This is a genomic window from Nosocomiicoccus sp. HMSC059G07, from assembly GCF_001815515.1.
Lineage (GTDB): Bacteria > Bacillota > Bacilli > Staphylococcales > Salinicoccaceae > Nosocomiicoccus > Nosocomiicoccus ampullae_A.
This window is the reverse complement of record NZ_KV820884.1, coordinates 1-23,539: the sequence shown is the minus strand read 5'-3', so window position 1 is coordinate 23,539 and position 23,539 is coordinate 1. Positions and strand designations below refer to the sequence as shown.

23 protein-coding genes and 2 pseudogenes are annotated in these 23,539 nt (G+C 37.3%); 1 reads left to right on the top strand and 24 read right to left on the bottom strand.

Annotated elements, in window-relative coordinates:
- Positions 1–56: 56 nt before the first annotated feature.
- The 24 genes and pseudogenes from hpt to HMPREF3029_RS08415 all read right to left on the bottom strand — a co-directional run bounded on the left by hpt (position 57) and on the right by HMPREF3029_RS08415 (position 22,748).
- A complete protein-coding gene (gene hpt, locus HMPREF3029_RS08530) occupies positions 57–599 on the bottom strand; it encodes a hypoxanthine phosphoribosyltransferase (protein ID WP_068128627.1) in 543 nt (180 codons plus the stop codon).
- Positions 589–1,785 (bottom strand): tRNA lysidine(34) synthetase TilS, encoded by a 1,197-nt coding sequence (gene tilS / locus HMPREF3029_RS08525; protein WP_083315025.1) that lies wholly within the window; start codon positions 1,783–1,785, stop codon positions 589–591. The genes hpt and tilS overlap by 11 nt, the downstream gene beginning before the upstream one ends.
- 60 nt (positions 1,786–1,845) lie before the next feature.
- A complete protein-coding gene (locus tag HMPREF3029_RS08520) occupies positions 1,846–2,208 on the bottom strand; it encodes a S1 RNA-binding domain-containing protein (protein ID WP_040928192.1) in 363 nt (120 codons plus the stop codon).
- A 75-nt stretch (positions 2,209–2,283) separates the two neighbouring features.
- Entirely contained in the window at positions 2,284–2,706 is a 423-nt protein-coding gene (locus HMPREF3029_RS08515; protein ID WP_068128629.1) for an FtsB family cell division protein, read from the bottom strand.
- A gap of 46 nt (positions 2,707–2,752) precedes the next feature.
- Positions 2,753–3,034: an RNA-binding S4 domain-containing protein gene (locus tag HMPREF3029_RS08510; protein ID WP_040928190.1), complete on the bottom strand. Its 282-nt coding sequence runs from the start codon at positions 3,032–3,034 to the stop codon at positions 2,753–2,755.
- Entirely contained in the window at positions 3,021–4,181 is a 1,161-nt protein-coding gene (locus HMPREF3029_RS08505; RefSeq protein ID WP_070710410.1) for a MazG nucleotide pyrophosphohydrolase domain-containing protein, read from the bottom strand. The genes HMPREF3029_RS08510 and HMPREF3029_RS08505 overlap by 14 nt, the downstream gene beginning before the upstream one ends.
- Positions 4,178–7,654 (bottom strand): transcription-repair coupling factor, encoded by a 3,477-nt coding sequence (gene mfd, locus HMPREF3029_RS08500; protein ID WP_070710409.1) that lies wholly within the window; start codon positions 7,652–7,654, stop codon positions 4,178–4,180. The genes HMPREF3029_RS08505 and mfd overlap by 4 nt, the downstream gene beginning before the upstream one ends.
- The gene (gene pth / locus HMPREF3029_RS08495; protein WP_068128637.1) at positions 7,647–8,219 is read right to left on the bottom strand and encodes an aminoacyl-tRNA hydrolase; all 573 of its coding nucleotides are present in this window, start codon (positions 8,217–8,219) and stop codon (positions 7,647–7,649) included. The genes mfd and pth overlap by 8 nt, the downstream gene beginning before the upstream one ends.
- 58 nt (positions 8,220–8,277) lie before the next feature.
- On the bottom strand, positions 8,278–8,904 hold the full coding sequence (locus tag HMPREF3029_RS08490; protein ID WP_070710408.1) for a 50S ribosomal protein L25/general stress protein Ctc: 627 nt from the start codon (positions 8,902–8,904) through the stop codon (positions 8,278–8,280).
- A gap of 114 nt (positions 8,905–9,018) precedes the next feature.
- On the bottom strand, positions 9,019–9,990 hold the full coding sequence (locus HMPREF3029_RS08485) for a ribose-phosphate diphosphokinase (protein WP_068128640.1): 972 nt from the start codon (positions 9,988–9,990) through the stop codon (positions 9,019–9,021).
- Positions 9,991–10,005: 15 nt separating this feature from the next.
- Positions 10,006–11,118 carry a DapH/DapD/GlmU-related protein gene (locus HMPREF3029_RS08480; protein ID WP_070623086.1) on the bottom strand — a complete coding sequence of 371 codons (1,113 nt, stop codon included), beginning with the start codon at positions 11,116–11,118 and terminating at the stop codon, positions 10,006–10,008.
- Positions 11,119–11,229: 111 nt separating this feature from the next.
- A complete protein-coding gene (gene spoVG, locus HMPREF3029_RS08475; protein WP_070623083.1) occupies positions 11,230–11,520 on the bottom strand; it encodes a septation regulator SpoVG in 291 nt (96 codons plus the stop codon).
- A gap of 46 nt (positions 11,521–11,566) precedes the next feature.
- A complete protein-coding gene (locus HMPREF3029_RS08470) occupies positions 11,567–11,947 on the bottom strand; it encodes a RidA family protein (RefSeq protein WP_070623080.1) in 381 nt (126 codons plus the stop codon).
- A 31-nt stretch (positions 11,948–11,978) separates the two neighbouring features.
- Positions 11,979–12,812 carry a pur operon repressor gene (purR, locus tag HMPREF3029_RS08465; protein ID WP_068128644.1) on the bottom strand — a complete coding sequence of 278 codons (834 nt, stop codon included), beginning with the start codon at positions 12,810–12,812 and terminating at the stop codon, positions 11,979–11,981.
- A gap of 24 nt (positions 12,813–12,836) precedes the next feature.
- Complete coding sequence (gene ispE, locus HMPREF3029_RS08460; RefSeq protein WP_070458327.1) at positions 12,837–13,676, bottom strand: 4-(cytidine 5'-diphospho)-2-C-methyl-D-erythritol kinase; 840 nt, start codon at positions 13,674–13,676, stop codon at positions 12,837–12,839.
- 157 nt (positions 13,677–13,833) lie between these two features.
- Positions 13,834–14,769 (bottom strand): metal ABC transporter substrate-binding protein, encoded by a 936-nt coding sequence (locus HMPREF3029_RS08455; RefSeq protein WP_246830718.1) that lies wholly within the window; start codon positions 14,767–14,769, stop codon positions 13,834–13,836.
- Positions 14,754–15,590 carry a metal ABC transporter permease gene (locus HMPREF3029_RS08450; protein ID WP_070623077.1) on the bottom strand — a complete coding sequence of 279 codons (837 nt, stop codon included), beginning with the start codon at positions 15,588–15,590 and terminating at the stop codon, positions 14,754–14,756. The genes HMPREF3029_RS08455 and HMPREF3029_RS08450 overlap by 16 nt, the downstream gene beginning before the upstream one ends.
- Positions 15,587–16,312 (bottom strand): metal ABC transporter ATP-binding protein, encoded by a 726-nt coding sequence (locus HMPREF3029_RS08445; RefSeq protein ID WP_040928178.1) that lies wholly within the window; start codon positions 16,310–16,312, stop codon positions 15,587–15,589. Before HMPREF3029_RS08445 ends, HMPREF3029_RS08450 begins: the two co-directional genes overlap by 4 nt.
- Positions 16,313–16,558: 246 nt before the next feature.
- Positions 16,559–17,635 (bottom strand): annotated as a pseudogene (locus HMPREF3029_RS09580) (DNA topoisomerase).
- 48 nt (positions 17,636–17,683) lie between these two features.
- Positions 17,684–18,295: a recombinase family protein gene (locus HMPREF3029_RS08435; protein WP_068130408.1), complete on the bottom strand. Its 612-nt coding sequence runs from the start codon at positions 18,293–18,295 to the stop codon at positions 17,684–17,686.
- 195 nt (positions 18,296–18,490) lie between these two features.
- Positions 18,491–18,937, bottom strand: a pseudogene (locus HMPREF3029_RS08430) (AAA family ATPase); the annotation flags it as partial.
- Between the two features lie 187 nt (positions 18,938–19,124).
- Positions 19,125–19,679, bottom strand: a complete 555-nt coding sequence (locus tag HMPREF3029_RS08425; RefSeq protein ID WP_070623068.1) for a recombinase family protein — start codon at positions 19,677–19,679, stop codon at positions 19,125–19,127.
- A 262-nt stretch (positions 19,680–19,941) separates the two neighbouring features.
- The gene (locus HMPREF3029_RS08420) at positions 19,942–21,867 is read right to left on the bottom strand and encodes a heavy metal translocating P-type ATPase (protein ID WP_070623065.1); all 1,926 of its coding nucleotides are present in this window, start codon (positions 21,865–21,867) and stop codon (positions 19,942–19,944) included.
- A gap of 65 nt (positions 21,868–21,932) precedes the next feature.
- The gene (locus tag HMPREF3029_RS08415) at positions 21,933–22,748 is read right to left on the bottom strand and encodes a ZIP family metal transporter (RefSeq protein ID WP_070710407.1); all 816 of its coding nucleotides are present in this window, start codon (positions 22,746–22,748) and stop codon (positions 21,933–21,935) included.
- Positions 22,749–23,153: 405 nt separating this feature from the next.
- Between HMPREF3029_RS08415 and HMPREF3029_RS08410 the strand changes: the two genes are divergently transcribed.
- Positions 23,154–23,468: an ArsR/SmtB family transcription factor gene (locus HMPREF3029_RS08410; protein ID WP_068130419.1), complete on the top strand. Its 315-nt coding sequence runs from the start codon at positions 23,154–23,156 to the stop codon at positions 23,466–23,468.
- Positions 23,469–23,539 lie beyond the last annotated feature (71 nt).

Here is a 23,539-nt window from a genome sequence, read left to right as displayed (position 1 = left end):
CTATTACACTAAAAGAAATATTAACAAAATTAACATATATTATCTACTGTTATGCATTAGTTATATAGTTCTGGTTTTAGTAAACCGATATATGGCAAGTTACGATAGTTTTCATTGAAATCTAGTCCGTAACCGACGACGAATCCTTCAGGAATTGTCGTACCGATATATTTAACGTCGACTTCTAGTTTACGTTCAGGTACTGGCTTATCTAAAAGCGTAACAACTTCAACACTCTCAGCTTTTCTAGAACGTAAAAAGTCAATGATATAGTTAAGAGTCGCACCTGTTTCGACGATATCTTCTACAATTACGACGTGACGCCCTTCAATTGACGTCGATAAGTCTTTCAGTATCTTTACTTCTCCTGTCGATTTTGTTCCGACGTAACTCGACACGTCCATAAAGTCCATTTCTAAGTGTGTATCGACGTACTTTACGAGGTCTCCCATAAACATGATCGAGCCTTTTAATAGCGCCACAAAAACCGGATTTTTACCATCGTAATCACGTGTTAACTCAGAAGCAAGTCGTTTCGTAATTTCTTTAATATCTTCTTCGCTAAAAAGTATTTCATCAATATCATTTCTAAGCGTCATAATATAACTCCTCAACATGTAAGTCTATTTTAAAATTGCTTAATAGTTCTATTATATTATAAATATTACCTACCGCAACAATTGTACCGGTGTCATCGACAATAATCGGCATCGTTTTTCGCTTTTCATGACTAATTTTTTTGTCGATAAAAAGCCGATTCACTTTTTTAGTACCGACGTTCGGTATCGCCACACGGTCACCTGGTTGAAACGTGCGAACGGTTAAGTTCGGCGAACCATCAACTGTAATTTTATAACCATTAAAATAGTACGTGCCAGCGTCATCAATCGTCATCTCTTCATCGAACATTCGGTCACTTATGACGTAGCAATCGTCATAACTACAGACGAAACTTTGTTCACCAACTGGCAATTCAAATTGACTCGTGTCACTCTGTAACAACCGAATCATTTCTTCACTATACGCTCTGCCGACGTTTAACCAGCGATTTAAGATATATACTTTTAATATGTGACTACACGCGTTAAACTTCTTTCGGCTAACAGTCTTATCTTTAAGAAAGCTTTCAGCCTCTTGTTTAAAATATTGCGTCATTTCGTTGTAATCTTCTTTAAATTGCGCCAAATTTTCTAAATGCAGCTCGTCATGCTGTTCGATATTTGGTAACACTTCGTGACGGATATAATTTCTCGTATAGTCGTTCGTGTCGTTTGTATGATCTTCAAAATATTCAAGACGATGTTCATGTGCATACTGTTCGATTTCTTGTAAACGAACACTCATCATCGGTCGAAGTACTTTACCGAACTGAGACGGAATACCAATGCCTTTTAAATGGCGACCAGTTAATAACTCAAACATAATCGTTTCAAAGTCATCATCTTTATGATGCGCCGTTAAACAGTAATCGATGTCGTATTCGTTTAACATGTCATAAAAGAACGCATATCGTAAGTCTCGCCCTTTTCGCTGTGAAAACTTGTCTAAATTTAATGTCGTCGATAAAAATACATATCCGTCACTATCCGCCATTTTTCGTAACGCTTGTTCTTCACCGATAGAGGCCTCTCGACTCCCGTGGTTAACGTGTAATATATATAACTCTCGATATGTATCTCTATAACGCGTTGTCAATAAATGATATAAAACCGTCGAGTCTATACCACCCGATAACGCTATGGCGATATTGTCTGACGGCGTCCAAGTGACGTTTAATTTGATCATTCACTTCACCCTATAAGGATAAAAAAGGCTAGAAAATTCCAGCCTTTTTACTTCTATTTATTAACGTCCGCCGCGACGTGCGTCCGCTTGTCTTTTAATTGAACTCATACGCTCTTCACTATCTTTTAAGAAGTTTGAGAGTTTCTTTTCAAAGTCTTCTGGAGACTGTGCTCTACGTTGCTTTTTTGGTTTCTCTGCTTGTTTAATAGATAAAGAAATCTTTCCATCATCACCAACAGATAATACTTTTACTTCGACTTCATCGTTTACTTTAAGGTGATCATTAATATCCTCAACGAATTTGTTTGCAACCTCACTAATGTGTACGAGACCACTCTTTCCATTCGGTAATTCAACAAATGCTCCGAACGGTTTAACTCCTGTGACTTTTCCGACGAGTTTTTCGCCAACTTCAACTGACATGAACTTAAATTTCCTCCTGAATAGTGTAGTAATGTTTATTTATCATAACATTAAATGCGACAATAATCACTTTTATTACTCTTTTGACTCTGAATCTTCGTTTTCATTTGTTTGTGTTTCTGTTTGAGTCGATTCTTTTTTAGATTCTGGTAACGAGAAAATCAGTTCTCCGCTACCAGACATAAAGAAATCTCCACGGGCAATACGACGAATATAATTTTCATCATTTAGTTGAATAATCTCTTGTTCAAGTTCTGCACGCTTCTCTTGTTTTTCTTCTAACACGAGTTCTGTTTCACGTACTTCGTCTTTTAACGCGCGATTCTCTACTTTTTGTTTGATGCCGCCAGATATGAATGCAAATATAAAGACAAACGCGAGCATCGACACAATAATCATACGACGGCGTCTCACTTTACGCTCACCTTTAAGCGACTCTTTTTTAGAGTCTAAATCGATTGTATATTTATTGAGCATTTTAATAATTTTGTTCGTCATTTGCATTCACATCCTTTTATACAAGTTTACACGATTTTTTATACAGTTACCATCCAGATTCGTCTTTATCGTCTTCTATTTTTTCATCGTGTAGCATTTTTGCCATTAATTCGGCTTCTTCTTTTTTAGCATGCTCTTTTAGATCGAGGATTTCGTACGTGACGATACGGTTCCCGAAACGAATTTTAAGTTCGTCACCGACGCTAACAGTCGTGCCAGCTTTTGCGACTTTACCGTTTACTTCGATACGTCCGTCGTCGCTCATCGTCTTCGCAAGTGGACGACGTTTAATAATACGTGACACTTTTAAAAACTTATCGAGTCTCATATTGTTCCTCCAATATTTCGCCTAACGATTTCCCTGAGTGAATCGTTTCTTTCATCCATTCAAGTACTGTCGTTGCGTATTCTTTTTCGTATTTAATACGTTCTGTTTTACCTTCTTTTTTCTTTTGAGCATTCCACACTTCTGTTAACTCACTTTGGTTGTTTACTTCAACGTCTCCAAAAACGTGCGGATGTCTATGAACGATTTTACGGTTTAGACTTTCTAATATATCGTGGAAATTAAAATATCCATCTCGTTCAGCAATCGCTGCGTGTAAACCGACTTGAAGTAAAATATCTCCAAGTTCTTCGACGAGAAGATTATCGTCTTCTTTTTCAATGGCTTCGATTACTTCATACGACTCTTCGAGTAAAAATCGTTCGAGTGATTGATGTGTTTGAACCTTGTCCCAAGGACATCCGTTTTCACCAACGAGCACTTGGTAGATTTCACGCATATGGTAAATCGAACGGTTATCTAACGTTTCACTGTCGATTTTTTCGATAAACATCGTCATTAAATTCGAATTCGGTACGTCATAATCGATTTCTTCAAGTGGTTTTGTAATTAGTTTTTCTTCACGGCTACCAGCTGCGACAATTAAAGTGACTGGCGTCTCTGGTTCGTAATAGTCGAGCAGCGTAAGTTTCACATCCGACACTGAAAACTGATCGTACACTTGTGTAATTAGTGTATGTTGACGGTGATTTAAATCGCGTTCAGTTAATGTCGAGCCGTCTAAAATTTGAAACCCTTCGTTTACAGGAATATTTACCGCTTCAATACACACGTCGATAAAACTCTGTCCCCCAATAACATCTACTTCCACACCTGCATCGTTATTTAACAGTAATTCCGTCGTCGTTTCATATAATAACGGTGATCCCGGTACTGCGTATATGATGTCTCTATCTTTTCCTTTTGATAGTAATGTGTCTACGATTTTTTCGTACGTCTCTTCGAATGTTCCACTTTCAACGTAATAATTGTCAAATGGTTCATACGAAATATTTTCAGTATGCAGTAGTTCGACAGCAGGATGATCGTTTGTACGTAAGTAAACAAAGTCGCTTGTTTTTAATCTGTTATACACACCAACTGTCATATGATCGACGTCACTACTTCCAAGTCCGACGATTGATATCATACCGATTCCTCCTTTTTACTATTCAGCGAGCGTTTTAAAATATCGATAAATAGCTTAATATCTTTCGATTTCACTTGGAACTGAATTTCGTTATTTTGTACTCGAATACGAAGTTCTTTTTTATAATCATTCGTGTCGATAAACAACCGTTCTCCGTCAATTTGTGCTGTTGCGTCCTTCGTTAAGTTTAAATAGAAGTATTGTTTATCTTCATATACTCTATACCCACCGAGTATTAGTGCATAAATCTTCACACGTACGAGGTCGATTAAATTCTCGACTTCTACTGGGTATTCTCCAAATCGGTCGATCATTTCATCTTCAATATCTCGTAACGCTTCAATACTACCCACTGCTCTTAAACGTTTATATAGGTCAATTTTCGATTGCTCATGTGAAATATAAGATGCTGGTAAATATGCATCGAGTTCGATTTCGACTGGTATGTTTGCAGGTTCCTTTTCCTCAACAGATAAACCACGCTTTTCTAGCACAGCAGTCTCTAACATATCTGAATATAACTCGTATCCAACTGAATCGATGAATCCAGATTGGTGTTTACCGAGTAAGTTCCCGGCACCACGTATATTTAAGTCGCGCATCGCAATTTTAAACCCGCTTCCGAGTTCAGTGTATTCTTTAATTGCCGCAAGTCGCTTTTCAGCAACTTCTGTTAACACTTTGTTTGGTTGATAGAAAAGATACGCGTAACTAATTCGGTTACTACGACCAACGCGACCTCTAATTTGATACAGTTGCGACAATCCAAAGCGATCCGAGTCTTCAATAATAAGAGTATTTGCGTTCGGCACGTCGACACCCGTTTCGATAATCGTCGTCGTTACGAGTATGTCGTACTCGTTATTTACGAATGCTTGCATCGTCTCTTCGATTTCTAACTCAGTCATTCTCGCGTGCATCACTCCAACACTCGCATCAGGGACTAGCGTTTCAATGTGAATTGCTTTTTCGTAAATCGTATCCGTACGATTATGAAGATAAAACACTTGTCCGCCTCTTGCGAGTTCACGGTTAATTGCTTCTTTGACGAAGTTCCCGTTATATTCTAAGACGTACGTTTGAACTGGGAAACGGTTTTGTGGAGGCGTCTCGATCACTGATAAGTCTCTAACACCCATTAAACTCATGTGTAGCGTTCTTGGAATCGGTGTAGCCGTTAAAGTTAATACGTCGACGTTTGTTTTTAGCTGCTTAATGCGCTCCTTATGTTTTACACCAAAGCGCTGCTCTTCGTCGACAATGAGAAGTCCAAGGTCTTTAAACTCTACCGTTTTACCGAGAATCGTATGCGTACCGATAACGATATCGACCGTTCCTTCTTTTAGACCTTTTTTAACTTCACGCATTTCTTTAGGCGTTCTAAAACGCGACATCATCTCCACGTTGACTGGGAAATCTTCAATACGTTCAATGAACGTTTCATAGTGCTGTGCGGCTAAAATCGTCGTCGGTACGAGTACCGCGACTTGTTTGCCGTCTTGAACTGCTTTAAATGCTGCACGAATTGCGACCTCTGTTTTACCATAACCAACGTCACCACATAGCAGTCGGTCCATTGGCTGCACTCTTTCCATATCTTGTTTAATTTCGTGAATAGATGCAAGTTGGTCTGGCGTCTCTTCATAAGGGAAACGTTCTTCAAATGACTGAACCATGTCATTATCTGGACTAAATTTAAACCCTTCAGTCGCTGCACGTTCTTGGTACAACTTAAGTAATTCGTCAGCAAGTTCATTTACGCTACTTTCAACTTTCGCTTTTGTTTTCTTCCACTCTGTACCTCCGAGCTTATGCATTTTTGGTGCACCGTCGTCACTAGAGACGTATTTTTGTACGAGGTCCATTTGATCGACAGGGATAAATAACTGGTCCGTCCCTTTATATTGAAGTTTCATATAGTCATTGTGTAGACCGCCAACTTCTAACGTTTCTATACCGAGATAACGCCCAACACCGTGATGTACGTGTACGATATAATCTCCGACGTTTAATTCTTGATAAGATTTAATTTTTTCAGCATTAGATAGCTTTTTCGTACGACGCTTCTTTTTTGACGTACGGTTATAGAGCTCTTTACTCGTTAAAACTGCAGCATGCATAAATGGCAGTATAAAACCTGCATCGAATTCTCCAATGGATAGTACAACACCATTTTCTACATCTTCAGGAAGTTCTTTTATGAAACTATCGATATTTAAATCTTCGAGTAACTGGCGCGTCTTTTTTAGTTCTTCTTCGTCACGTAAAACGATGTTTACTAAAAAGCCATCACGTACCATCTGATTAATGTTGGATGCGAGTATATCGTATTGTCCGTAATAAATTTCAGTCGGTTTCACAGAGATTTTAACGATGTCTTGTACGTTCACAGGTAGCGCACTTAAAAATAGTGTAAAATAAATCGCATCTCTTTTATACAGACGCTCGAGTTGATGCTCTAAATAATTTCCACCTTCACTGAGCATCTTACCTGCTTCTTGAAGGCTTTCGTAATAATTATGCATCGCACGGACTTCACGTTCAAAACTTGCTTCTATCGTTTTGACTTCATCGATTAATATAATCGCATCTTCACTAATATAGTCTAAAATCGATACTTCATCGTCATAAAGTAAATGACTAAATTGGCTTAAATGACTCATCGTATAGTCTTTATTAGTCAACTTCTCGAAGTACGTATCGAGTGATTCATGTGCACCTTTGTCGATCGTTTCTTTCGTTTTATCGTACAGCTTTGTAATATGCTCAATCAGCGCGTCGCGTTCATCTTCTTCTAACACATATTCTGAAAATGGTTCGAGCGTGACAGATTCTAGATTATGTGTAGAACGCTTTGTTTCTTCGTCAATGGCGCGTATTGAGTCGACCTCTGTGTCGAATAATTCGATACGTACGAGCCCACTCGACATATACACGTCAAAAATATCTCCACGTACTGCGAATTCACCGAAGTTTTGGACCTCTTCACGTCTCACGTATCCAACGTCAGATAAGTAACGAATAAACGCACCATAATCGATATCACTACCGAGCTCTAATTTCTTTTTGTATGTCGATAGTTTTTCAGGCACCATTAACGGCTTCATAAGTCCTTCTGTCGGCACGATAAATAACCCTTTCTCTCTTTCAAGAAGGGCATATAACGTTCGCATGCGCTCTTTTTTAAATTCTGGGCTTTGGTCTGCCATCGTTTCAATCATAATGTCGCCAACAGGAAATGTATACACGTCTTCTGTATACGCCATTAGTTGGCTTTGTAGTTTCTCCATTTTATGATTGTTTTCAACAAATAACACGACGGGTGAATCGTTCGCTTCGACGACCTCGTGAAATAACGGCCCTTTAAACTCATCTGTTATACCCGTAACGAGTAGTGACTGATTGGGCGTATAGTCTAAAACCTCTCTCACGCGAGAGTCTTGTCTGATTCTCTCTTTAACTCGGTTATGCATTGATATCACCGTTATAACGGTTCATAACATCTATAAAGTCGTGATTGATTGCCATTTCACACGCATCTGTCGTGACGTCTAACACTTTTTCGAGTGTGACCATGTCTTCTTTTGTGAATTTTGATAACACCCAGTTCACGATTGGCATTGGACCATCTGGACGACCAATTCCAATACGAATACGCTTATATTTTTCAGTTTTGAAGTGTTGGTTTAACGAACGAATCCCGTTATGCCCGCCTGCACTACCTTTTTGACGCAGTCTCAGCTTCCCGAGTCCAAGATCCATATCGTCATATAATATATAAACGTCGTCGAGTTCGATATTAAAATAATCGATTAACGGGCGAACGCCTTCCCCAGATAAGTTCATAAATGTTTGAGGTTTAACGAGCATTACCTTTTCGCCGTTCACTAAACCTGTACCAAATTCACATTTAAACTTATTTTCATCTAAATCGATATTTAAACTATCACTTAATTTATCAATCGCCATAAATCCAACGTTATGACGTGTATTGTCATATTTAGGTCCTGGGTTCCCAAGTCCAACAAAGCACTTCATAATCTTTCCTCCATATTAAAAAAGGCGATGGTTCCCCACCGCCCTAGCAATAATTATATTACTCTTCGTCTTCAGATGATCCTTCTGCAGGTGCTTCTTCAGTAGCTTCTTCTGAATCTTCTGCGTCTTCTTCAACTTCTTCTTGTGGTACAGATACCATTGCAAGAGTAGTGTCATCTTCGTTTTCAATCGTGAATGAGAACTTATCACGGATATCTCCGACAGTAATTGAATCACCAATTTCAAGTGCTTCAACATTTACTTCAAGCTCTTCAGGGATGTCCGCTGGACGAGCTGTAACTTCAACAACGAAGTTTGGTTGTTCAACAACTCCGCCTTCTTTTTCACCAGCAGCTTCACCAACAGTAACAACACTTACTTCTACTGTTCTTTCTTCATCCATGTTGATTGCGATGAAGTCGATGTGGTCCACTCTATTTTTTAATGATTCGAATTGATATTCGTTCACCATTGCTTGAACTGTTTTACCGTCAAGTTCAAGATCGATTACACCGTTACGTCCGATTTTACGAATTAATTTAATAAATTCTACTTCGTCGACAGTAACTGATGTGTTTTCTACATTATAACCGTAAAGTACCGCAGGTACTTTGCCAGCTGCACGTAATTCATTGAGTTCACCTTTTGTTAAACTCTCTCTTGAATTCGCAACTAGTTTTGCCATTATATTTTCCACCTTTCATAAACTAGCAGTCATTTTACCACTTTAACAAATAGCCATACGTAATAATACCATATAATAGGATATATTGTAAAAGTATTTTAACAATATTTAACTTTAGTCAAATAAGCGACTGACTGAACGCTCTTCGTGAATACGAGTAATTGCTTCAGCAAGTAACTCTCCAACTGAAAGTTGCTTAATTTTATCGATTTGTTTTTCTTCAGGTAATTTAATTGAGTTTGTTACGATTACCTCTTTAATTTGTGACTCTTGTAAGTTTTCGATTGCTTTACCAGATAATACTGGGTGTGAACAACATACGTACACTTCAGTCGCACCCTCTTCGATTAACTTATCTGCTGCAAGTTTAATCGTACCACCTGTGTCGATAATGTCATCGATAACGATTGCTGTTTTACCTTTAATGTCACCGACGATACTCATTACTTCTGCAACGTTCGCACGTGGACGACGTTTATCGATGATCGCAATTGGTGAACCGAGTCTTTCAGCCATACGGCGTGCACGTGTCACCCCACCGTGGTCCGGTGATACGATAACCACTTCTTCTTCATAGTTTAAGTCGTGTTTTTCATCTTCAAAGTATTTCGTGATTAATGGAACACTCGTTAAGTGGTCGATTGGAATATCGAAGAACCCTTGAATTTGTGCAGCGTGTAAGTCGATAGACACAACGCGGTCTGCACCTGCTGTTTCAAGTAAGTTCGCAACGAGTTTCGCTGTAATTGGTTCACGTGGACGAGATTTTCTATCTTGACGCGCGTAACCATAGTACGGAATAACTAAGTTGATGCGGCGTGCTGATGCACGTCTTAACGCATCTATCATAATTAATAACTCCATTAAGTGTGCGTTTACTGGCTCTGACGTTGGTTGTACGACAAAGATATCTTTACCACGTACACTTTCTAACACGTCTACTTGCACTTCTTGGTCTGAGAAGCGATTCACTTTACACTTCCCTAACTCTACACCTAGATGGTCTGCGATTTCTTGAGCAAGTGGTTCGTTTGCAGATAAAGTAAATACTTTCATGTCATCTTTAATGTTTTGCTGATTTCCCATAATATCCTCCAGCGGTTATTTTTTATAATAATTTTCTTTAGTCGTTTGACGTTCACGTGCGATTGCTAAACTATCTGATGGTACATCGTCTACTACAGTACTTCCCGCAGCGATAACCGAGCGGTCTCCAATCATAATTGGTGCCATCATATTCGAGTTACACCCGACAAATGCATCGTCTCCAATGATCGTTTTGTGCTTATTTACACCATCGTAATTCACTGTAATTGTTCCACAACCAATGTTCGTTCGTTTTCCGACCTCTGCATCTCCAATATAACTTAAATGCGACACTTTTGCACCATCATCAAGGAAAGATTTTTTAGTTTCTACAAAGTTTCCAATTTTTACAGACTTTCCGATTTTTGTTCCTGGTCGAACTTGTGCAAATGGTCCAACTGACGTACCGTCACCAATTTCTGAATCTGTAATGACAGAGTGTCTAATTACAACGTCGTTACCGATTCTTGCGTTCGTGATTTCACTATCGCCTCGAATGACACAATTTTCACCGATGACCGTTTCACCTTCGATAACTGCTCCAGGGTAAATCACAGTATCTCTACCGATTTCTACCGTACTATCGATGTACGTATTTTCAGGATTAATAATCGTAACTCCATGATCCATTAATCGGTCTAATATAACGGTTTGATATAAATAACGGGCATTTGCGAGCTCTTTTCTCGTTTCTACTGTAAATATACCAAAGTCCGCTTCAACAGCACCGATTGCTTTCGCCATATTATCAATCGTATCTAATTTTAAAGTGTTTAACTTGCCTTTTTCGACGAGTAACAACTGTCCGTCGACGACGTAAATGTTATCGATGTCTTCTTCGTATAAACTTTTATACATTTCGTCAAAAATGAGTGGTGAACGGCTGTCGACAAATACTGTGTCCTTGTCCTCTAGCTGACTTGTATCCGTCAGAACTTTGTATGAGTCAAATGACTCATTTAATCCTTCTTTTGTAGTTAAATAAATATCATTTACACCCGAAAGTTTTAACTGGTTAATGATATGCTGTAATATCGTTGTCCCACATAACGTATGTAATGCGGTATGTGTGTTTGATTTCATCTGAGATGTATCGACATCTGTTAAAATCACTGCTTGCTTATGCATAATACAATATGCCTCCAAATCGTTTCTTCTACCATTATTTTACAGTATTTCCTAAGAAATTTAAAAAGATAAAAAGCTAGGACAGCGTATATGCCCTAGCTTTCCATACGATTATTCTTCGTCTGATTCAACCGCTTCAGTTTCTTCTTCAGTTTCATCGTAGACGCGCATCACTTCTTCTTGTACGTGCTGTCTCATTTCTGAGTTGATTGGGTGAGCGATATCTCTGAACTCTCCATCTGCTGTACGTTTACTTGGCATTGCAACAAATAATCCATTGTTACCTTCAATAACTCTTAAATCATGCACAACAAACGCGTCATCAAACGTAATTGACGCTAATGCTTTCATTCTCGTATCTTGATTATTCACTTTACGTAATCTTACATCAGTAATTTTCATATTGTGTGAATCCTCCTGTAGTCAATAATACGGACATGTGTTTATATTATTTAAAAGAAGCCACAAGTTCGATTTCTACTTTTACATCTTTTGGTAAACGGCTCACTTCAACACATGATCTCGCTGGTAGTTTACCCGTAAAGTATTGTCCGTAAACTTCGTTTACGACATCGAAGTCATTCATATCTGAAATAAAGATTAAAGTTTTCACGACGTTCTCATATCCAAGTCCAACTTCTTTAAGTATCGCGCCGAGATTTTCTAATACTTGTGTCGTTTGTTCTCTCGCGTCATCAGACACAATTTCACCGTTTAAATTTAATGGAATTTGACCAGAAGTGAAAAGTAAATCTCCAGCTTTCATTGCGTGACAATAAGGCCCGATTGCTTTTGGTACGTTTTTCGTATTAATCATTTCAGTATTCATAAATAAACACATTCCTTCCTATAGTTTATTATTATCTTTTTCTAAAATATTCTAAACAATTTCCTTCTTCGACGACAAATGTTTCATTATATTCATCGATTTTTGATACTTTAACAATTGACGTATAGTCTTTATATCTACGGTTTCCAGGTGTATCTTTTGACTCGACGAGTACACTGACACCGACGACTGTCGCTTTAAATTCTTCCATCAACGTAATGACACCATTAATCGAACCGCCTGCACGTAAAAAGTCATCGATAACGAGTACACGGCTACCTTCTTCTAGCGTACGCTTTGCTAAAATCATCGTTTCTATTTTACGCGTTGACCCTGAAACGTAATTGACAGATACCGTCGATCCTTCCGTAATTTTATTGTCTTTACGAATGACTGCGACGGGCACATTTAATTTACTCGCAACTGCATGCGCCATCGGAATCCCTTTTGTTGCGATTGTAACAATCGCATCGATTTTTTTATCGTCATACATCGTAGCAATAAGGTCTCCGAATTGCGCCATGAGAGATGAATTGCCGACAATATCAGATAAGTATAAATATCCACCAGGTAAGATACGTTTTGTTTCAGAAATCTCTTGTTTAAATTGGTCGACGATTTTCGTGGCTTTCTCATAACTAATATGTGGGATAAAAGTCACCCCACCTTGTGCGCCGTGCGTCGTCTCGATTCTACCGATAGATTCCTCTTCGAACACTGCTTTTATAATTCGAAGGTCTTCACTGATCGATGATTTTGCTTGTGAAAATTTGTTAACAAATACAGATAACGGGATACGTTCGTTTGGTCGTCTCGATAAATACTCCGTGATAAAAACGATGCGCTCACTCCGTTTAAACTTCATTTGCTTCTCCTCACTTATGTTGAATTAGCCGATAAGTCGTACTTTATATACTTCGTCACAAATACCTTTAATTGCGTTATATAACTGTGTCGCTTGATGTTCTTTTTTGCAAATACCATAAACCGTTGGTCCGCTTCCGCTCATGAGTACCCCGTCTGCTTTACTTCTTCTGAAGCACTCGAGTAAATTATCGACTTTTTTATAACGCGTTCGAGTAATTGGTTCAAGGTCATTAGACAACGCGTCAATCACGTCATAATAACTTCCGTTATTTAACGCTTCGACCATGCGTTTTGTCCCTCGGTTTGATTTTTCGCCTTTTAACGCGCCATATATACGTTTTGTTGACACGCTAATATTCGGTTTGGCAAGCACAATCCACGCATGTCCTGCGCGTTTTAATGGTGTCGTAATTTCTCCACGCCCTGTTGCGAGTCTCGTGCCTCCATATACACAAAACGGAATGTCTGACCCGATTTCTGCACTGCGTCTAGCAAGTTCGTCAATATCGATATTTAAATCGTATAGTGTATTTATTCCTCTAAAGGTTGCAGCGGCATCTGCACTACCTCCACCAAGTCCCGCAGCTACTGGAATCGATTTGTCGATATGAATATCCACGCCTTTAGCACCGTACTCTTGCATAATAAGTGCAGCTTGGTAGACGAGATTTTTCTTATCGAGTGGTAAAAACCCGTGATTTGAGGACAGCACGATACGGTTATCTTCGCGTTTTTTGAACGTTAAATAGTCGTTTAAATCAATTGTCGTCATCACCATTTCAACTTCATGATAGCCATCATCTCTTTTATGAAGTACATCAAGCGTTAAATTAATCTTTGCTGGTGCTGTTTCAATATGCATATCATCCGCCCTCTACCTATTAGTAAATTACTTATTATGATACTAATTTTTTCATATTATCTAAAGAGAAAACTATCCTCTCATCATAAAAAAAAACGGATTAGAGAGTTCTAATCCGTATATATATAATATTTTAGTTATGGCACACTAAAAGATATTATCTGTTCATACCGTCAGAAAGTACTTTTAAGTTATATCTTAAATATTCGATATACGTACTTGCTTCACTGTCTCGGTTACCAATTTCGTCACTGTACAGTGGCTTTTCGTAAATTGGTACTCCTGACTCTTTAGACACAGCTTCCATCGGACGTCTATCGACGTTTGATTCTACAAATAAGACCGGCGGATTATGTTGTTTTACAAACTCTGTCGTGTCTTTAATTTGTTGTGGTGACCCGTTATCTTCTGTGTCAATTGCCCAAATATAACCTTCTTGAATATCATATTGTTCTGTTAAATATTGAAATGCAAACTCACTTGCGACTAAAATGCGTTTTTCATCTGGAATATTTTCAAACGTTTCGCGATATTCCGCTTCAATGTCTTTTAACTCAGAGATATATTCTTCTGCACGCTTTTTGTAGTAGTCGCTATTATCTGCATCAATTTCAATTAATGCTTGTTCGACCGCTTCAGCCATTTTAATGCCGACATTTGGATCGATAAACGAGTGTGGGTTGATTTCTTCATCTTTTGTGCCTGATGCGAGATACATTGGTTCGACTTCTTCAGTCGCACGGAACACTTTATTTTCGTCATAATTAATTGACGAAATGAACTTATCTAGCCATCCACCGTTTTCTCCTTCTAAGTTTAAGCCGTTATAGAATAATGCATCACTTTTTGTTAAAAACTGAATGTCTTCTGGCTTTGGATCGTATTCATGTGGGTCTGTTCCTAGTGGCACTAAGTTATGAACTTCCACATGATCTCCACCAATCGCTTCAACGATATCCGTCATAATAGAAAACGTCGATGTGATTTTTAGTTTGTCATTTTGCTCTTCATCTGCACTGTCAGATGAACAACCCGTTAAAATAAGTAGCGCAATTAAAACGCCAGAAATCCTTTTAATTAAATCCATTTCCATAGAACTCCCTTCTTAGGTGCAAAAATAAATGCAATTAAAAAAAATGCTGTAGCTACAAGTACAATCGTCGGACCACTCGATAGATTTAGCTTAAAGCTAAACATCAGTCCGATGATGGCAGAAATTCCGCCGAGACTTGCTGCAATTACGATCATTAGAGACATACGTTTTGTGAGTAGATATGCTGTCGCCGCTGGCGTAATGAGTAAACTCACGACTAAAATAACTCCTACTGTCTGTAACGATACAACAGTTACAAGTGTGAGTAGTACCATTAATCCGTAGTGAATAGTTTTCACTGGCATCCCGCTTGCTACTGCCATCGTCGGGTCAAACGTCGTAATTAAAAATTCTTTATAGAATAGGATAACAACGAGGATAACGACAGCTGCAACAATCATCGTTAACGTACGATCTATGTCGCGTACCGTTAGAACGTTACCAAATAGTATTTCGGTTAAATCCATCGCTGTATTTGCTTTTGCAATTAACAACACACCTATCGCAAAGAACGTCGAGAACACGATCCCGATGGCCGAATCATTTTTAATATTACTGTTCTGATTAATAAACCCGATACCAATCGCTGCGAGTAATCCAACAATTACCGCACCAACGAAAAAGTTAATACCAAGCATAAATGAAATCGCAACTCCTGGTAATACTGCGTGTGAAATCGCGTCACCCATTAAAGCGAGCCCGCGCATGACGATAAAACTCCCTATTACTCCACACACAATCCCTACAACCGCCCCAGTTAAGAGCGCTTTTTGAAAAAATTCGTATGCAAAAATATCGTGAAAAATATTCATAACCATCATGCTTCACCTGCTTTCACGATAATATTGTCACCATATGCTTCTTTTAAATTCTTCTCAGTGAATACTTTTTCTACTGAACCGTAATCTTTAACACCGAAGTGGACTAAAATAAGTTCATCAAAATAATCGTGCACTTTACTTAAATCATGGTGCACAATTAATATCGTAATTCCTTCTTCAGCCATTTCTTTTAAGACTTTGATGATCACTTTTTCACTCTGTACATCAATCCCAACGAACGGCTCATCTAAAAAGACGAGATCGCTATGCTGTGCAAGTGTACGTGCAATTAAGACTCGTTGGAACTGTCCGCCAGACAGTTCACCAATTTGTCGGTCTTTAAAATCTTCCATACCAACTTTTTTCAAACTTTCTAACGTGCGCTCTTTTTCTTTTTTACCAGGTCTTTTAAGTACGCCCAGGTTCGGATACGTTCCCATAAGCACGCAGTCAAAAACCGTCACTGGAAACGTCATATCAATATCGACACGCTGCGGCACGTACGATATACGTTTCGCGTGATTTTTCATCGATTCGCCATTAAAAGTCACCGTACCAGTGTTCGGCACAAGATTTAACATCCCTTTAATAAGCGAAGACTTACCCGCACCATTCGAGCCGATAATCCCATATATATTACCTGTCTCCAATTCAAATGACGCATCTTTAATCGCATGAATATGCTTGTCGTATACGACATTTAAATTCTCTACCTTTAACATGTTACAACTCCTTATAATAATCTATTTTTAGGATACCTTATGTTTATTTTTTAGTCAAGCCTAAACTTTGGTGGAGAGGTGTGTGGTTTGGGTATTTATTTGTACTTATTCGACTCTTTTTGAAGATAAAGCACTGGCTGGGGGCGTTTTTCATCCCTCTTATTTACAAATTTGTGCCTTGGATGCTGAAATTTGTTAAATATATCCGGATAATTAACAAAAAATCGGAATTATGCGCTCTTTTTGTTAGATAAAAAATATATTTAAATAAAACTTTAAATACTTAAATTTCAAGTTTAAGTTAGCCACTTGAAAATAGTTAAATTCAGGGCTACCAATATAATTAGTATCTGTTCGAGGATAAGATAATACCTTTTTATCGTACAATGATTGAGCAACTAATAATGTTTTTGAAGCACTGTACTTAAATCTTTTGTTAGCTGTTGCTTGTAAATCAGACAAGCTAAATAATCTAGGTGCTTGTTATCTTTTCTCTTTAACATCAACATTTTTTACTTTTGCTCGATTAAGCTTACTGATACTATCAATGTTGTTTTCTCTTAAAAAATCATTTAATTCATCTTCTGTATCAAAACGCCCTGAATATTTACCTTCATACTCGCCTTTTTCAGTATAAAAAGTACCATAAAGCTCATAAAATGGCTTTGATACAAAATTCTCTATCTCTTGATTTCGTTGATAAATCATAAATAAAGTTGGTGTTTGCACTCGTCCGATACTAAAAACGCCATTCAGACCGTTATTCTGCATATACAACGTATATAAACGTGATAAGTTCATTCCAACCAACCAATCGGCAATCTGTCTAGTCTGTGCTTCTTTATAAGTAGAATAAAATTGTTTACCGTCTTTTAAGTTCTTCAAACCTTTTCTAATTTCATCAGTTTCAAGTGAGTTTAACCATAATCTTTTAATATCTTTTTTACCATTTCCCGAAAGATTAATTATTGATCGTGCAATATTTTCTCCTTCTCTATCACTATCTGTACCTATAATAATAGTATCAGCATTATCTAAATGCTTTTTAACAATGTTAAATTGTTTTGCAGCACCTTTTGAGACCTCAAATTTATATTGATCAGGAAACATTGGTAATTGCTCTAAACTCCATTTTTTCCAATCTTTATTATACTTTTCAGGTTCTGCTAAACTAACTAAATGACCATAACCATATGTAATTATCGCACTTGGTAATTCATCATCTGACACTTCAAAATAACCATTTTTCTTTTTTGATTGTTTTAAAGCTTCTGCATAACTTTGAGCCTGACTTGGTTTTTCAACTAAAATAACTGTATTCATACTCTAACTCCTTTTCTAAAAAGAAAAAGTCATTGATCTACTATGTTTCTAATAATCTTTTCTATAAATACCCGCTCTTTGTCTATATCTTCTAAAAGTACGTTCATTGATACCAGTTTTTTCTTCAACTTCTCGATCACTTAACCCTTGCTTAAATAATTCAAAAGCATGTTTTAATCTAGGATTGTCTTTTGAATATTTGAAAGGTTTACCTTTATACTTCCCTTGTTTTTTAGCTATTTCAATCCCTTGTCTTTGTCTTTCTAAAATAGCTTCACGTTCTTTTTCTGCTTGATATTTATATAGCTCAATAATTAAATTCTGCAATAATTGTCTTAAATTATCATCTTCAACTCCTCTTAAAGAAGGTAAATCTAATATTTCAATTGTCGCACCTTTTATTCTTATTTCATCAAGTGTCCTTGTTAACTCCTTATTATTTCTTCCTAATCTATCAAGTTCAGAAACAACCACTATATCGCCTTCTCTTATGAAACTAAGCATTTCTTTTAAAGCTGGTCTATTTCTATCTTTCCCACTTAAATCATCTGTATATATTTTGTAGCAACCTGCTTTATTTAAACTTTCAATCTGCCGAGCAAAGTTTTGATCTTTATCACTTATTCTTGCATAACCGATTTTATGTTTTTCTTTATTCAATAAAACCACCTTATATATATGACCTATTTATATGTCCTAACATATTTATTGTAACTAAAATGCTTAACAAATGCACATATACCAACATTTATAAGTGTAAATTTTGGTTTTATTTCGCACTAACTTCAAGCGCTATGTTGCACTGATAGAACAAAAAAAGACTATTTCGCTAAATGAAATAGTCCTTTTTGTTACTTATTTTACTCCAATAACTAAACTATCTCGTGCAGCTTCCACTACTTCTGTCGTGATAGTTTCAAGGTTATTGATTTCTAATATTCTTTCGATTTGGGTGAAAAGTCTTTGGATAAGTCGAAAGTTTCCACTGGTAATTTTAATAATACTAGTGACAGCTTCATAATTAGCAAAATCTTCCAGTTGGACAGATAATCCTAACTCTTCCCATTTGTATTCCAGAATATGGTGGATCTCGTCTTTACTCAATCTGTCAAATTCATGGGCAAAACCTATTCTCGAGTAGAGTTGAGGATAACGAGCCAATCGCTTTTCTATACCCGGCATTCCAATAAAGATCATAGCCACATCTTTTTGGTCATAAATATCTCTTAAATGTTCTAAATGCTGTACTTTTAATCGATCTATTTCATCAATAATAATGAGATCAATTTCTTCATACACATTCGTTGAGTATTTTTCTTCTGCTCCTAACTGAAGAACTCTATACATACTTTTAACCATACCCATTTTACCACCGATCATATCGATTTCATTCGTCATTTTAGTCGCCCGTATATAGAGTTAATGGAGGAAGTTCTTGGTTTATGAGAACACCTCTTTCCTACGATTAAATAAAATTAATCGTCAATTTTTATTTATCTAAGTAACGATAAAGCGTTGACTTGCTGATTCCTGTCATCTCAACAATTTCTTTCACACTATATTCTTCACTTTTGTACAATTTTATTGCTCGTTCGATATCTCGTTGGTTCACAGGAGGGCGCCCGCCTTTTCGCCCTCTAGCTCGAGCACTTTTTAAACCTTCTTTTGTACGTTCAACAATCAAATCTCGCTCAAATTGGCTAAATGCTTGAAATACAGTCATCATAAGCCGACCATGTGGAGTGGCAGTATCAAAATTCTCTTTTAAGCTGATCAACTTTATATTATGTTCTTCAAAGTAATTTACAAGTTCAATTAAATCTTTTGTACTGCGACCCAAACGAGAGAAGCTTTCCACGACAACTGTATCACCTGGACGCAATTTATCTTTCAGTCGATTTAATTGCGGACGGTTAGCTTTGGTTCCCGTCATCTTTTCGGTCAGTATTTCGTTGCAGTTATGTTCATTGAGCAAATCCAACTGACGAGACAATTCTTGTGATCGTGTACTTACCCTTGCATACCCATATATATACCCACTCATAATCCTCTTCCTTCTCTATTTTGATTTTCTCAATTGTATCATAAAGGGTGGGTAAAGATACGTAGATAAAGAGCAAAGTTTTGGCACTAAAAAACCCTTCTTCTAGTCTATAAAAGTTGTTATTTAAAATCGTCCCATAATCGATTGTTTTTGAGACAAAGTAATTTATAAAAAATATGCCTCTAACGTTTTTAGCACGTTAGAGGCATATAAACTTCAGAAACTTATTAGTATACCTAAACCTTTTTGAGTTTTGATTGGATTAGTTAGGTTTTAACAAACGAAGCCCATTTAGGATTACAACCAATGTACTTCCTTCATGGATAATGACACTGATTGCTATATCTGTTAATCCTAATAAGCTAACCACAATTAGAAAAGCGACGACTGCCATTGAAAAAATAATATTTTGCCAAATGACACGATTCATTTTGGTTGAAATATTATGAGATTGGACCAATTTGGATAAATCATTCTGCATCAAAACCAAATCAGACACTTCTACTGCTACATCGGTTCCGTCTCCCATGGCAATCCCTACATTTGCATTCACAAGGGCTGGGGCATCATTTACACCATCACCCACCATTGCTGTTAAGCCGTATTTCTCTTTTTGCTCGTCTATAATTCGAGATTTATCTTCTGGCATGACATTCGCGATTACTTCATCTATTTCTAATTGTTCCGCAACTGCTTTTCCTGTCATTTCTGAGTCGCCAGTGATTAAAGTGGTGTGTATGCCTTGTTCTTTAAAGTATTTAATGGTGTCTTTTGCATGTTCACTTGGAACGTCCATGAGAGCTATAAGTCCAATGACATTCTCATCTTCTGCTACATATACGACTGTTTTACCTTCTGATGCCCATTCATTATTTAAACGAATATATTCATCTGCAACCTCGTTAAACGAAGTTGGTTTTCCGATCCGATAATTTTTGCCGTTGTAATCTCCTGTCAACCCTTTACCAATCTGATTTTCTACTTCAATAGTCAGTTGATTTTTTTGTTCAAACTTTCTTAGAATGGCATCTGCTAAGGGGTGATTGGATTCTTTTTCAAGAGCTACTACGATATCAATCATATTTTCTACGTTCACGGAATCAGCAAAATGATAATTGGTTACTTCTGGTTTTCCTTTGGTCAAAGTTCCGGTCTTATCAAACGCAATTGCTTGAGTATCAGCTAATTGAGACAGATAAGAACTACCTTTTGAAAGGACTCCATTTTTGGCCAGATTAGAGGTCGTTGATAAGGTTACCGATACGGTAGCTGCTGCTAAAGCACATGGTGAAGCTGCAACTAAAAGAACTAATCCTCTATAAATACTTTGTGCCCATGTCCAATCAAATAGAGCAGGAGCTAATAACACGAACAGGGGAATAGCAATTAAAACAACTGTAACGTATTTCGGTTCAAATTTTTGGATAATACTTGCAGCTTTTGTTTGATTATCTTGGTTCTGGTTCACTAATTGTAAAATTTTTGAAAAGACTGTATCTTCGTTTTCTTTGGTGACTTCCATTGTAAACGTACCTGTCCCATTAATCGTACTCCCAAAAACGGTATCTCCTTTTGTTTTTTCATTGGGTATACTTTCACCATTAATAGACGATTCATCAATGGAAGTAGAGCCAGATAAAATGACGCCATCAATGGGTACTTGGTCACCATTTAATACCTGAAGTTGGTCTCCCACTGTTAATTCACTGACATCAACAATTTTTGTATTCCCATCAGGCAAAATTAACCGAGCAGTCGTTGGATTCATTTCGAGTAATTTCGTTATTTCTCGTTTACTTCTTCCTTCAGCGTAATCTTCCAGAAAATGTGCGCCTGAAAAAATGAGAATCAACAACGTTCCTTCCCAAAAATTCCCTATCGCTGAAGCTCCTATAGCTGCTAATCCCATTAAAATATGAGAATTAGGCGTGAACTTTTTATTTGTTTTTGTATTCTCAATTGTCTCTCCAAGACCTTCCAGAATAATGACATGATAGCCCGCACTAATTGTGGCGAGTGAGAACATGATGTTTTTTACGGTTTGATATTCGTCACTTAAGAACAGCGAAACAATTGCCAATGCCAAACCAATAAAGTATAAAACAATAGGCATCTTTCCGTGATCGTGGTCGTGGTTATGGTTATGTTTCTCTTTTTCCTGTGATTGTTGTTCTTGGATATTTTCCATTTTTATCACCTTTCTATATAATTTATTTGATTTTTGTAGACTTTTTTGTGTCCTTTGTTTATTGTTTAACCAAGAGCAACGTCCAATGTCATCATGATAGCAAAACCAATCATAAATGCCATTGTCGCTACTTCGCTATGTCCATTCGTTTGAGAATTAGGAATCAATTCTTCAACACAGACAAATACCATGGCTCCTGCTGCAAAAGCTAATGCATAAGGTAAGATAACAGTTATCTGTGTGACCAGCCAAGCGCCAATAGTTGCTGATATAATTTCAAAAAGTGCACTGGATTGCCCCATATTAAATGCATGTCCCTTTGTACTGCCTTCTGCTCGAATAGGCATTGAAAGCGCAGCACCTTCGGGAAAGTTTTGCAGCCCAATACCCAGTGCAAGCACCAATGCACTTGTAATAGCAGAAGCTCCTTGTCCAGCAGCTCCAAAAGCCACACCAATTGCCAACCCTTCTGGTATATTATGAATGGTTACCGCTAGAAACAAAAGGGTTGTAGACGATAAAGATGAAGCAACACCCTCAGTTTCCTCAACACCGCTTGTTCTATTATGCAAATGAGGGACCACGCCATCCACAACTCTTAAAAAGAGGCCTCCTACTAAAAAACCAACCAAAGCAGGCACAAATGACCAAATACCATAACCATTTTGCTCTGCAAAATCAATGGATGGCGCTAACAAAGACCAGTAACTTGCTGCAAACATAACCCCGGCAGCAAAACCATTCATAATGGCAAGAAGTTTATCATTCACTTCATGAAATAAAAATACTAAACTCGAACCTAGGACGGTCATTAGCCAAGTAAATACACCCGCTAATGTTGCTTGCCAGATTGGGTTTAAACTCAAAAACCAATCAACCATTAAAATACACATCCTTTAACTGCCGTAAAATATTTTTCAACTTGAGTTAGACTGATAGAAATAGTATAACTATACACCGACTTTTTTGTGTTTTGCAACTTCTGAACTCGCATGCTTGCCGAAGTAAGGCAAGGATTCATATATTTTGGGCTTATCCAGTATCCATCTCCTTTCATATGTAAATCGGAATGATTATGATTTATATATGAAGTTTCGTTCATATGTTTACGAAATCATATTAACTCACTGTATGAGCTTTGTCAAGACAAGATGCTTCTTGTTCAAATGGACTACTATTATGAATACAAAAGTCTTAATTTAGTCTATAAACTAAAAACTCGCATCGTTTTACTCATGTGGTATTATATATATGAACGGAAAATCATATGAGAGGAATAAGAGCATATGCATACATCAACATCTTCGCCAATCAATAAAGAGAAGATTCAATCAATAAGCAAATTATTCAAAGTGATTAGTGACCCTACACGCTTGTCGATTCTCTTTCTTTTACAGAAAAAAGAACTCAGTGTTGGAAACATTGTGCTTGCATTGGATATGGAACAGTCCGCGATTTCACACCAACTAAAAATATTGAAAGATTCGCGTTTAGTGAAGGCAAGGAGAGAAGGGAAAAGCATGGTTTACAGTCTTGATGATCTTCATGTTTTCAGTATTCTCGAACAAGTCTTAACCCATATCAACGAACTAGAACAATAAGAGCAAATAATATATAAAACTAAATGGAGGTTTTTAAAATTTCAAAATCAGAGAAACAAGAAAAGCACTCG

What these genes read in the sequence shown, in the direction of transcription:
- HMPREF3029_RS08490 (WP_070710408.1), bottom strand. Translation starts at nt 8,904, where the DNA reads ATGGCAAAACTAGTTGCGAATTCAAGAGAGAGTTTAACAAAAGGTGAA.
- HMPREF3029_RS08515 (WP_068128629.1), bottom strand. Translation starts at nt 2,706, where the DNA reads ATGACGAACAAAATTATTAAAATGCTCAATAAATATACAATCGATTTA.
- ispE (WP_070458327.1), bottom strand. Translation starts at nt 13,676, where the DNA reads ATGCATATTGAAACAGCACCAGCAAAGATTAATTTAACGCTTGATGTA.
- purR (WP_068128644.1), bottom strand. Translation starts at nt 12,812, where the DNA reads ATGAAGTTTAAACGGAGTGAGCGCATCGTTTTTATCACGGAGTATTTA.
- HMPREF3029_RS08510 (WP_040928190.1), bottom strand. Translation starts at nt 3,034, where the DNA reads ATGAGACTCGATAAGTTTTTAAAAGTGTCACGTATTATTAAACGTCGT.
- HMPREF3029_RS08470 (WP_070623080.1), bottom strand. Translation starts at nt 11,947, where the DNA reads ATGAATACTGAAATGATTAATACGAAAAACGTACCAAAAGCAATCGGG.
- mfd (WP_070710409.1), bottom strand. Translation starts at nt 7,654, where the DNA reads ATGCATAACCGAGTTAAAGAGAGAATCAGACAAGACTCTCGCGTGAGA.
- HMPREF3029_RS08455 (WP_246830718.1), bottom strand. Translation starts at nt 14,769, where the DNA reads ATGGAAATGGATTTAATTAAAAGGATTTCTGGCGTTTTAATTGCGCTA.
- HMPREF3029_RS08485 (WP_068128640.1), bottom strand. Translation starts at nt 9,990, where the DNA reads ATGGGAAATCAGCAAAACATTAAAGATGACATGAAAGTATTTACTTTA.
- HMPREF3029_RS08415 (WP_070710407.1), bottom strand. Translation starts at nt 22,748, where the DNA reads ATGGTTGATTGGTTTTTGAGTTTAAACCCAATCTGGCAAGCAACATTA.
- pth (WP_068128637.1), bottom strand. Translation starts at nt 8,219, where the DNA reads ATGAAGTGCTTTGTTGGACTTGGGAACCCAGGACCTAAATATGACAAT.
- hpt (WP_068128627.1), bottom strand. Translation starts at nt 599, where the DNA reads ATGACGCTTAGAAATGATATTGATGAAATACTTTTTAGCGAAGAAGAT.
- HMPREF3029_RS08420 (WP_070623065.1), bottom strand. Translation starts at nt 21,867, where the DNA reads ATGGAAAATATCCAAGAACAACAATCACAGGAAAAAGAGAAACATAAC.
- tilS (WP_083315025.1), bottom strand. Translation starts at nt 1,785, where the DNA reads ATGATCAAATTAAACGTCACTTGGACGCCGTCAGACAATATCGCCATA.
- HMPREF3029_RS08480 (WP_070623086.1), bottom strand. Translation starts at nt 11,118, where the DNA reads ATGCATAAGCAAGCAGTGATTTTAACAGATGTCGATACATCTCAGATG.
- HMPREF3029_RS08520 (WP_040928192.1), bottom strand. Translation starts at nt 2,208, where the DNA reads ATGTCAGTTGAAGTTGGCGAAAAACTCGTCGGAAAAGTCACAGGAGTT.
- HMPREF3029_RS08425 (WP_070623068.1), bottom strand. Translation starts at nt 19,679, where the DNA reads ATGAGTGGGTATATATATGGGTATGCAAGGGTAAGTACACGATCACAA.
- HMPREF3029_RS08450 (WP_070623077.1), bottom strand. Translation starts at nt 15,590, where the DNA reads ATGATGGTTATGAATATTTTTCACGATATTTTTGCATACGAATTTTTT.
- HMPREF3029_RS08505 (WP_070710410.1), bottom strand. Translation starts at nt 4,181, where the DNA reads ATGATATCAATCGTCGGACTTGGAAGTAGTGACGTCGATCATATGACA.
- HMPREF3029_RS08410 (WP_068130419.1), top strand. Translation starts at nt 23,154, where the DNA reads ATGCATACATCAACATCTTCGCCAATCAATAAAGAGAAGATTCAATCA.
- spoVG (WP_070623083.1), bottom strand. Translation starts at nt 11,520, where the DNA reads ATGAAAATTACTGATGTAAGATTACGTAAAGTGAATAATCAAGATACG.
- HMPREF3029_RS08445 (WP_040928178.1), bottom strand. Translation starts at nt 16,312, where the DNA reads ATGTTAAAGGTAGAGAATTTAAATGTCGTATACGACAAGCATATTCAT.